At 68.9% G+C, this 9,267-nt stretch carries 10 protein-coding genes and 1 pseudogene; 6 read left to right on the forward strand and 5 right to left on the reverse strand.

All coding sequences use genetic code 11. The annotated features are described in order from the left end of the window. A pseudogene (locus tag AOK08_RS24070) lies at positions 1-285 on the forward strand (hypothetical protein); the annotation flags it as partial. Positions 286-366: 81 nt separating this feature from the next. Here AOK08_RS24070 and AOK08_RS24075 read toward each other — a convergent pair. The 4 genes from AOK08_RS24075 to phoU form a co-directional block, all read right to left on the reverse strand. Then, positions 367-615, reverse strand: a complete 249-nt coding sequence (locus tag AOK08_RS24075; RefSeq protein WP_055529708.1) for an SCO4226 family nickel-binding protein — start codon at positions 613-615, stop codon at positions 367-369. A gap of 222 nt (positions 616-837) precedes the next feature. Then, positions 838-1,974, reverse strand: coding sequence for a sugar ABC transporter substrate-binding protein (locus AOK08_RS24080; RefSeq protein ID WP_241827066.1), 1,137 nt, complete (start codon positions 1,972-1,974; stop codon positions 838-840). A gap of 416 nt (positions 1,975-2,390) precedes the next feature. Beyond that, positions 2,391-2,543, reverse strand: a complete 153-nt coding sequence (locus AOK08_RS46640; RefSeq protein ID WP_198539359.1) for a hypothetical protein — start codon at positions 2,541-2,543, stop codon at positions 2,391-2,393. A gap of 206 nt (positions 2,544-2,749) precedes the next feature. Continuing rightward, complete coding sequence (gene phoU / locus AOK08_RS24085) at positions 2,750-3,439, reverse strand: phosphate signaling complex protein PhoU (protein ID WP_055529711.1); 690 nt, start codon at positions 3,437-3,439, stop codon at positions 2,750-2,752. A 202-nt stretch (positions 3,440-3,641) separates the two neighbouring features. Between phoU and phoR the strand changes: the two genes are divergently transcribed. Then, positions 3,642-4,967, forward strand: a complete 1,326-nt coding sequence (gene phoR / locus AOK08_RS24090; protein ID WP_055529713.1) for a two-component system sensor histidine kinase PhoR — start codon at positions 3,642-3,644, stop codon at positions 4,965-4,967. A 5-nt stretch (positions 4,968-4,972) separates the two neighbouring features. After that, a complete protein-coding gene (phoP, locus tag AOK08_RS24095; RefSeq protein ID WP_479683327.1) occupies positions 4,973-5,644 on the forward strand; it encodes a two-component system response regulator PhoP in 672 nt (223 codons plus the stop codon). Between the two features lie 90 nt (positions 5,645-5,734). Here the strand turns inward: phoP and AOK08_RS24100 are convergent, their stop codons facing one another. Continuing rightward, positions 5,735-6,379 carry a copper chaperone PCu(A)C domain-containing protein gene (locus AOK08_RS24100; RefSeq protein ID WP_055529717.1) on the reverse strand — a complete coding sequence of 215 codons (645 nt, stop codon included), beginning with the start codon at positions 6,377-6,379 and terminating at the stop codon, positions 5,735-5,737. Between the two features lie 681 nt (positions 6,380-7,060). On the opposite strand from AOK08_RS24100, the gene AOK08_RS24105 reads away from it, so the two are divergent. From AOK08_RS24105 to ispF, 3 genes are all read left to right on the forward strand, one after another. Next, a complete protein-coding gene (locus tag AOK08_RS24105) occupies positions 7,061-7,543 on the forward strand; it encodes a CarD family transcriptional regulator (protein ID WP_006380568.1) in 483 nt (160 codons plus the stop codon). A gap of 400 nt (positions 7,544-7,943) precedes the next feature. Then, positions 7,944-8,696: a 2-C-methyl-D-erythritol 4-phosphate cytidylyltransferase gene (ispD, locus tag AOK08_RS24110; protein ID WP_055529719.1), complete on the forward strand. Its 753-nt coding sequence runs from the start codon at positions 7,944-7,946 to the stop codon at positions 8,694-8,696. Further along, entirely contained in the window at positions 8,686-9,192 is a 507-nt protein-coding gene (gene ispF / locus AOK08_RS24115) for a 2-C-methyl-D-erythritol 2,4-cyclodiphosphate synthase (protein WP_055529721.1), read from the forward strand. Before ispD ends, ispF begins: the two co-directional genes overlap by 11 nt. Positions 9,193-9,267: the final 75 nt, after the last annotated feature.

A 9,267-nucleotide genomic window follows, 5' to 3' on the forward strand; every position in this document is an offset into this window, starting at 1 on the left:
GAGCCGGTGAAGAAGGGCAAGAAGCTCACGGTCAAGGCCCGGATGACCGTCGCCGACTGGGAGAAGAACAAGAACGTGCCGCTCGTCGGGCACCAGTTGGTGCTGATGTACCGCAAGGGCGCGAGCGGCCCCTTCAAGCCGCTGCGGGGGGTCAAGACCGACCGGAACGGCTGGGCCTCGACCACCGTGAAGGCGACGGCTGACGGCGCGTACCGCTACGACTTCGCGGGCACGGACCTCACCATGTCCGCGGCCGGCTCCAGCGACAACGTCGACGTGAGGTGAGACCGGGGAAGTGACCTTTCCCCTGCCCGTCGCACCGACGGGCAGGGGACCCTCGTACCTGGCCGGCGGTCTGCCGCGTCCTCAGACCTTCAGCGGAACCGGATGGATCTCGTCGGCCTTGTGGCCGGCCCGCTCGTGGACGCGCTGCACCGCCTCGGCCGAGGGTGCCTCGGAGAGGCAGTAGACGACGCCCGACTCCGGGTCGGCCCACGCCTGCTCGAAGTGCACGCGCTCGTCCTTCTCGATGGCGAGGTCGGCGTTGTGGGCCTCACGCAACTGGTCCGCCGTGATGCCCTTCATGTTGTGGTGTACGTCCATGAATGTGGCCATGCCTCGCACCTCCAATCCCTGATCTTCGGTGGTCTCCGGTGATCTTCGGTGATCTTCGGTGATCTTCGGTCTTCGGGCTGCGATCTCCTGGCACTGGTACCGCTCGCCTGTTCTCCATCCTCTGCCCGTACGGCCGCCCCGGCGACTTCGCGCATGGCCAGGGGCGGCCCGTGGGGACCTGTGGGGACCTGCGGGGGGAGGACCCCGCGCCCGCTGCTTCAGCTACTTCAGCCCGATCTCCGCGCAGTCCGCCGCCAGCTTCGGGGTGCAGATGTCCTGGACCGTGTACACGCCGTCCTGGATCACCGTGTCGTCGATGTTCTCCTTGGTGAGGGCCACCACCGGGACCAGCATCGCCGGGATCTTCTTCTCCGTCGGGCTGTCGACCTTGTCGCGGGTCAGCGCGTCGAACTCGATATCGCGGCCCTGGACCTTCGCCACCGCGATGGACGCGGCGTTGTTCGCCTCCAGGATGAACGACTTGTAGACGGTCATGAACTGCTCGCCCGAGACGATCCGCTGCACCGCCGCCAGGTCCGCGTCCTGCCCGGTCACCGGCGGGACCTTCGAGGCGCCCGCCTCCTTCAGCGCGTCGATGACGGCGTCGGCCATGCCGTCGTTCGCCGAGTAGACGGCGGCGATGTTGCTCAGCCCGACGGACTTGATCGCCGCCTCCATGTTCGCCTTGGCGATCTCGGGCTCCCAGTCCTTGGTGTCGTACGACGCCGCGATCTGGACCTTGCCCTGGAGCTCGTTCATCGCGCCGGTCTTGAACCGGCCCGAGTTCGGGTCCGTGAGCGAGCCGTTGATCATCACGATCTTGCTGGTCGAGGCCTTGTCGCCGAGCGCCTCGACCAGCGAGCGGCCCTGCACCTCGCCGACGAGTTCGTTGTCGTGCGAGACGTACGCGTCGATCGGGCCCTCCGCGAGCCGGTCGTACGCGATGACCGGTATGTTCGCCTGCTTGGCCCGCTCGATCGACGGCGCGATCGTCTTGGCGTCGATCGAGTCCACCACGACGACGTCCACCTTCGCGGCGACCATCTCGTCGAACTGCTGGTTCTGCTTCTCCTTGTCGCCCAGGGCGTTGGCGTAGACGACCTTGCCCTTGCCGTTGGTGAGGGTGGCGACCTGCTTCTTGAAGAGCGGGTAGTCGAACTGCTCGAAGCGCTTCGTCTTCTTCTCGGGCAGCAGGAGCCCCACGGTGATGTCGTCGCCCTTCTTGGGTTCCGCCGAGCCGCTGCTGTCACTGCCGCTGTCGATGACACCGCACGCGGCGAGCGAGAAGGCAGAGGCAGCGGCCGTCACCGCGATGGCGGTACGGCGCACGGCGGTCCGACGGGGGGAACGAGCATTCACGGCAGGTGCCTTCCAGGCGGGGAACAGCATGACGAACCCGGGTACAGAACAGAGCAGTTGCACAACAGGGTGTTGCGGAACAGGGTGTTGCGGAACAGAGCAGGTACAGAACAGGGCAGGTGCAGAACAGATAAAGATCGGTTACGGCAGCCAACGCGGCGGTGGGCACATGCGTCAAGAAGTGCCGGTTAACGAGATGGCAACAGGGTGCCTGTTGTGCGTGGACAGCACATGAGCGTCAACTTGTGTGCATTGTAAGCCGGTTACCCAGCCGTCGAGACCGGCTGCGACCGCTTCTGACAAGGCGCGACCGGCTCGCCGTACACAAACCCCGCACAAATCTCACGCGACCTCACACAAAAGGGCCCTGCCTCCATCGCGTGGAGACAGGGCCCTTGAGGCTTGTTGACGGGTCGTCAACCGCACTGACAGGGGTTGCCCGACTGGCAGCCGCACCCGCAGCCGGAGCCGCAGCCGCAGGCGCCGAACAGGGGCAGGTTCTTGATCTCGGCGGGCTGCTGCGTCTCGTGTGCCTGTGTCGGGTCGGGCGTGCTGGGGGTCTCGGCCATGGGCCCTCCTGGAGCCTGGATCCTGGACCGGATCCTGGAGACGGGTGCCTTCTCCCCATTGCATGCCCGCCCCGCCGGGCGCATCAACGGCGCACAGGGGCTCGCGGGCCCTTCGGCGGCGCGAGAGGCGGCTCCGCACGCCCCGACCCCGTGGAGCCGTCTATCGCGACCCCGTAGAGCCGCCTGTCGCGCGAGCCCTCGAAGACTCAGGCCCCCTCGGCCCCGGTGGGCGGCTGCACGTCCACCTGGAGGTCGTCCGCGTGCTCGCCCGTCACGAGGTACACGACACGCTTGGCGACGGACACCGCGTGGTCCGCGAAGCGCTCGTAGTAGCGGCCCAGCAGCGTGACGTCGACCGCCGTCTCGATGCCGTGCTTCCAGCGGTCGTCGATCAGGTGGCGGAACAGCGTGCGGTGCAGCAGGTCCATCTCGTCGTCGTCCGTCTCCAGCTGCATCGCCAGGTCGACGTCCTTGGTGATGATGACCTCGGCCGCCTTCGCCATCAGGCGCTGCGCGAGCTGGCCCATCTCCAGGATCGTGGCGTGCAGGTCGCTGGGGACCGCGCGCTCCGGGAAGCGCAGCCGGGCCAGCTTGGCGACGTGCTGGGCGAGGTCGCCGGAGCGCTCCAGGTCGGCGCTCATCCGCAGCGACGTGACGACGATCCGCAGGTCGGTCGCCACCGGCTGCTGACGGGCCAGCAGCGCGATGGCGCGGCCCTCCAGGTCGTGCTGGAGCTCGTCGACCTTGGCGTCGGCCTCGATGACGCTTTCGGCCAGCTTCAGGTCGGAGTCGAGTATCGCCGTCGTGGCACGCCCGATCGCCGACCCGACGAGACGGGCCATCTCGACCAGACTGTCGCCGATCGAGTCAAGTTCCTCGTGGTACGCGTCACGCATCAGGTGTCCCTCTCTTGACGTCCATTCGGGGGCAGCACCGGGCCCCGTGACCCCCACGCTCCCACGTTCGGCCTCGGACGCGTCGTTTTCCGCCACGACAAATGAACCAATACTGGCTCCAAGGTGAACTCTGGGCGACGAGTGTTCGAGGTCGCACGGTCATGGCTGTAGCCAGGCCGCATCCCATGCCTAACCTGGCTGCATGGACGTGAACGCGGCAGTCGCCGCAGCGGCAGCGATCGCCGGGGTACTCACCGGCGTCATCGCCATGCTGGCGTTCCGCTGGAGCGAGCGCGACCAGAAGCGCCCCACCCGCACCTCGCTGCACACCGACCCGGTACTGCCGCCCGGCGTCGACACGGTGCTGTCCGTGCTGCGGTCCTCGGCCGTCGTACTCGACGAGGCGGACGCCGTCGTCAAGGCCAGCTCGGCCGCGTACGCCCTCGGCCTGGTCCGGGGCGGCAAGCTCTCCGTCGAGCCGATGCTCCACATGGCCCGCGACACCCGGCGCGACGGCGAGATACGCCAGGTCGAGCTGGACCTCCCCCGGCGCGGCACCGGACGCGGCGAGGCCCTCGCGGTCTCCGCGCGCGTGGCCCCGCTGGGCTCGCGGCTCATCCTGCTCCTCGTCGAGGACCTCACCGAGGCCCGGCGCATCGAGGCCGTACGGCGCGACTTCGTCGCCAACGTCAGCCACGAGCTCAAGACGCCCACCGGCGCGCTGTCCCTCCTCTCGGAGGCCGTCATGGGCGCCTCGGACGACCCGGAGGCCGTCGAGCGCTTCGCCGGCCGGATGCAGGTCGAGGCGACCCGCCTCACCAACCTCGTCCAGGAGCTCATCGACCTCTCCCGGGTGCAGAACGACGACCCGCTGGAGGACGCCGAGCCGGTCCGCGTCGACGAGCTCGTCGCCGAGGCCGTCGACCGCTGCCGCCACCAGGCCGGCGCCAAGCAGATCACCATGGCCGCCGGCGGCACCGCCGACCTGCGCGTCTGGGGCAACCGCGGCCAGCTCGCCGCCGCCCTCGGCAACCTCGTCGAGAACGCCGTCAACTACTCACCCTCCACCACCCGCGTCGGCATAGCGGCCCGCCGGGTGAACGCACCGGGCGGCGACCTCATCGAGGTCGCCGTCACCGACCAGGGCATAGGGATCTCCGACAAGGACAAGGAGCGCATCTTCGAGCGCTTCTACCGCGTCGACCCCGCCCGCTCCCGCGCCACCGGCGGTACGGGCCTCGGGCTGGCGATCGTCAAGCACGTGGCCGCCTCGCACGGCGGGGAGGTCACGGTGTGGAGCTCCGAGGGCCAGGGCTCCACCTTCACCCTGCGCCTGCCCGAGGCGGCCACCGGCCGCCGGGCCCGCGCGAACCGGCCGCATCTGTACGACCATGACTCGCACCACGAGTCACTCCACGCCTCCGACCCCGAAGCCGGGGACGGACCGTCCGACCCCGGCGAAGTGGCCGACCGGACCACCGGCACATCCCCTTACGATCCGCTTCACGCCCCGGAGGTCCATCCGTGACCCGAGTGCTCGTCGTCGAGGACGAGGAGTCCTTCTCCGACGCCCTTTCGTACATGCTCCGCAAAGAGGGTTTCGAGGTCGCCATCGCGGCCACCGGGCCCGACGGACTCGACGAGTTCGAGCGCAACGGCGCCGACCTCGTCCTGCTCGACCTGATGCTGCCGGGCCTGCCCGGCACCGAGGTCTGCCGTCAGCTGCGCGTCAAGTCCAACGTCCCGGTGATCATGGTCACCGCCAAGGACAGCGAGATCGACAAGGTCGTCGGCCTGGAGATAGGGGCCGACGACTACGTCACCAAGCCCTTCTCCTCCCGCGAACTCGTCGCCCGTATCCGCGCCGTCCTGCGCCGCCGGGGCGAGCCCGAGGAGGTCAGCCCGGCCGCGCTGGAGGCCGGCCCGGTCCGGATGGACGTCGACCGCCACGTGGTCACCGTCGCCGGTGCCAAGGTCGACCTCCCGCTCAAGGAGTTCGACCTCCTGGAGATGCTGCTGCGCAACGCGGGCCGCGTACTGACCCGTATGCAGCTCATCGACCGGGTCTGGGGCGCCGACTACGTGGGCGACACCAAGACCCTCGACGTCCACGTCAAGCGCCTGCGCGCCAAGATCGAGCCGGACCCGGGCGCGCCCAGGTACCTGGTCACGGTCCGCGGTCTCGGATACAAGTTCGAGCCGTAAACCGGCCCGCACACCCGGCCGGTACGTCGAAGGGCGGGACCTCTCCAGGAGGTCCCGCCCTTCGACGTACGCGTACGCGCCGCTACGGGGTTACTGGGCGGCCGACGCCGAGACGCTCGGGGTGCCGCCGGCGGCGGCGGGAGTACCGGCCTCGCCGGCCGGGGTCGTGGAGGGGGACGGCTCGGGTGTGAGCACGGCCGAAGGCGAGGCGGTGTCGGCCGGGGCCTCGGTCGGACCCCAGGAGGTGAAGTAGCTCTCCGACGGGACGACGAAGGCGCGCAGGCTCACGGCACCGGTCTTGCTGAACGTGAAGGTGATCTTCTGCGCGTTGCCGTCCTTGACCGCCTCGCTGTTGCCGGTCAGTACGGCGGAGGCGTTGTTCGCGCCGCCGAGAATGAGCGAGCCGTGGGCCGGGATGCTCAGGCTGCCGCCCGTGGCGGGCTTCAGCTCGGCTGTCTCGCCGGTGCCGGGGACGGTGATCGACTCCAGCGTCTGGGCCGTGGCGCCGTTGTTGAAGACGGTCGCGGCGACGCCGGCCGGGCCGGTCGAGGCCGGGTCCGACGGGGTGATGACGACGACGTTCTGCAGCTTGATGTCGCCGAGGGTCGTGGCCGCGTTGTCCGGCTTGACCTGCAGCGTCTGGGCGTCGTTTCCGGCTGCGCACCCGGCGAGCGTGGCGGCCGAGAACGCGAGGGCGGATGCGGCGAGGGCGCCGCGTCGAAGGCTGCTGCTCACGGCGGCGGCAACTCCTTGGAACGCACGGGCAGCTCCTTATTGAGCCGCCCTAAGTGACTGTCAGCGGCCTTAGGTTACCGAGCCGCCCCCGCACGGCTGCACCCGACCCGCCTCTAGGCGTGGGCGGAGGCGCGGCACCGGAAGAGTGGGGGTGTCTCATGAGCCACTTCGACATTCACATAAGTGTCATCGGCGTCATCCCGGCGTCATCACGGGGCTCGCGGATTTGCGGTGCGGGAATGAGCACATCCGGAAATTGATCACCTGTAGATCACCCGTGGATCATCTGTGGATCATCGGCCCGGCCATCCGCCGGACAACGGCCCGACATCACCCCGACAACGACCGGACATCGGCTGCCGTGATCAATTCCGGATTTGCCCCGCGAACGACTCCGCTCACCGAACGGAGTAGCGTAAGTCGCACGCTTGGAAGTGGACATAACCGGATGTTTGGTCGCCCACCGGGGCCTCCGTGTGCGTGTGACGCCCGGGTTTCACTTCGTTCGGAGAGCCGCTCCGACCTGCGGATACCCCCGCCACCCTCGCCTCCGGGGCCCTCTCGAAGCACGTTCCTGTTGCAGTTGTCAAGCCCCGAGATATGCCCTGACCTGCGAAAACGCCATTCAGAAGCCGTCGTTTCCGTGTTACCCTGGATAGCCACGGAAGGGGTACCTGTCACATGACGTTCAAGGTTGGCGACACCGTGGTCTATCCCCATCACGGGGCCGCGCTGATCGAGGCTATCGAAACTCGCCAGATCAAAGGCGTGGACAAGACCTACTTGGTGCTGAAGGTCGCCCAGGGTGACCTGACGGTACGTGTGCCAGCGGACAATGCGGAGTTCGTCGGCGTACGTGATGTGGTTGGTCAGGAAGGGCTGGACCGGGTCTTCGAGGTCCTGCGCGCTCCGTATGCCGAGGAGCCCACGAACTGGTCGCGTCGTTACAAGGCAAACCTGGAGAAGCTCGCCTCCGGTGATGTCATCAAGGTCGCGGAAGTCGTCCGTGACCTGTGGCGTCGTGAGCGTGAGCGCGGACTGTCCGCCGGTGAGAAGCGCATGCTCGCCAAGGCTCGCCAGATCCTGGTGAGCGAGCTCGCGCTCGCGGAGAACACGAACGAGGACAAGGCCGAGGCACTGCTCGACGAGGTGCTCGCGTCCTGACCCTGACTGAACGCAGGCACAGGCCCTGAAAGCCGGCTCACTTCAGCTCAGCAGCTCAAATGCTCAGCAGCACAATGAAATGCCGCGGTGCCCGATGACGTATCCAATGTCGCCGGGCGCTGCGGCATGTTCGTGCCCGGATGCGCATGCCGGGACGGGCCACCGCACCACCGGCAGTGGATTCTCCACCGGGGGTGGATTGTCCGCGGTCGGGTATTCCGCGGTCTGCCGGTAGCACTGAAGTACCTGAAGTACCTGAAGTAGTTACTACTGATACTTGGTGTGCCGGGCCCTGAGCGGGCTCGACCGGATGTCACGGAAGGGTCCGATCGAGGCTCGCGCCCGGCACTCCTCCAGGCCATACCCACGAGGGCTCGGCACACAAACCTGACAGGAACCGATGTCTGACGAATCGCGCCCCACACCGCCCGGGGCACGTACGGCCGCCGTGATTCCGGCCGCCGGCCGAGGCGTACGCCTCGGCCCGGGCGCCCCCAAAGCGCTTCGAGCGCTGAACGGCACGCCCATGCTCGTCCACGCGGTACGCGCGATGGCCGCGTCCCGTGCCGTCTCGCTGGTCGTCGTCGTGGCCCCGCCGGACGGCGCCGCCGAGGTGAAAGCCCTCCTCGACACCCACGCGCTGCCCGAGCGCACGGACTTCCTGGTCGTTCCCGGGGGCGAGTCCAGGCAGGAGTCGGTGAAACTCGGACTGGACGCGCTGCCGCCCGGCATCGACATCGTCCTCGTGCACGACGCCGCCCGCCCGCTGGTACCGGTGGACACCGTCGACGCGGTGATCGAGGCGGTACGGGAGGGCGCGCGGGCAGTGGTCCCGGCGCTGCCGCTCGCGGACACCGTCAAGGAGGTCGAGCCGGCCACGACCGCCGGGGAACCGGAACCCGTGGTGGCGACCCCGGAGCGGGCGCGACTGCGCGCGGTCCAGACACCCCAGGGTTTCGCGGTCGACACCCTCCTGCGGGCCCACGAGACGGTGACCGACAACGTCACCGACGACGCGAGCATGGTGGAGCAGATGGGTCTGCGGGTCGTGGTCGTCCCCGGCCACGAGGAGGCCTTCAAGGTGACGAGGCCGCTGGACCTGGTGCTGGCGGAAGCGGTACTGGCGCGCAGGAGGCTCAACGATGGCTTCTGAGACGTCCGCGGTGGGGCCCGTGCTGCCCCAGGTCGGTATCGGTACCGACATTCACGCCTTCGAGGAGGGCCGGGAGCTGTGGTGCGCCGGCCTGAAGTGGGAGGGCGAGGGGACAGGCCTCGCCGGGCACTCCGACGCGGACGTCGTCGCCCACGCGGCGTGCAACGCGCTGTTCTCGGCGGCCGGGCTGGGTGACCTGGGCCAGCACTTCGGTACCGGGCGTCCGGAGTGGTCCGGGGCCTCCGGGGTGACGCTGCTGACCGAGGCGGCTCGGATCGTACGGGCGGCGGGGTTCACCATCGGCAATGTCGCCGTGCAGGTGGTGGGGCCGCGGCCGAAGATCGGGAAGCGGCGGGAGGAAGCGCAGAAGGTGTTGTCGGAGGCGGTGGGGGCGCCGGTGTCGGTGTCCGGCGCGACGACCGACGGGCTCGGCTTTCCCGGGCGGGGGGAAGGGCTGATGGCGGTCGCCACGGCACTGGTGGCCCGTACGGGCTGAGGTCCAGGGGGTCTCGCCCCCGCCGCCCCTTCCCGTTCCCGTCCCTGGGGGCTGCGCCCCCAGACCCCCCTTTCG

This window comes from Streptomyces graminilatus, assembly GCF_001418565.1.
Taxonomy (GTDB): Bacteria; Actinomycetota; Actinomycetes; order Streptomycetales; family Streptomycetaceae; genus Streptomyces; species Streptomyces graminilatus.

What these genes read in the sequence shown, in the direction of transcription:
- AOK08_RS24075 (WP_055529708.1), bottom strand. Translation starts at nt 615, where the DNA reads ATGGCCACATTCATGGACGTACACCACAACATGAAGGGCATCACGGCG.
- AOK08_RS46640 (WP_198539359.1), bottom strand. Translation starts at nt 2,543, where the DNA reads ATGGCCGAGACCCCCAGCACGCCCGACCCGACACAGGCACACGAGACG.
- phoU (WP_055529711.1), bottom strand. Translation starts at nt 3,439, where the DNA reads ATGCGTGACGCGTACCACGAGGAACTTGACTCGATCGGCGACAGTCTG.
- phoR (WP_055529713.1), top strand. Translation starts at nt 3,642, where the DNA reads ATGGACGTGAACGCGGCAGTCGCCGCAGCGGCAGCGATCGCCGGGGTA.
- AOK08_RS24105 (WP_006380568.1), top strand. Translation starts at nt 7,061, where the DNA reads ATGACGTTCAAGGTTGGCGACACCGTGGTCTATCCCCATCACGGGGCC.
- ispD (WP_055529719.1), top strand. Translation starts at nt 7,944, where the DNA reads ATGTCTGACGAATCGCGCCCCACACCGCCCGGGGCACGTACGGCCGCC.
- ispF (WP_055529721.1), top strand. Translation starts at nt 8,686, where the DNA reads ATGGCTTCTGAGACGTCCGCGGTGGGGCCCGTGCTGCCCCAGGTCGGT.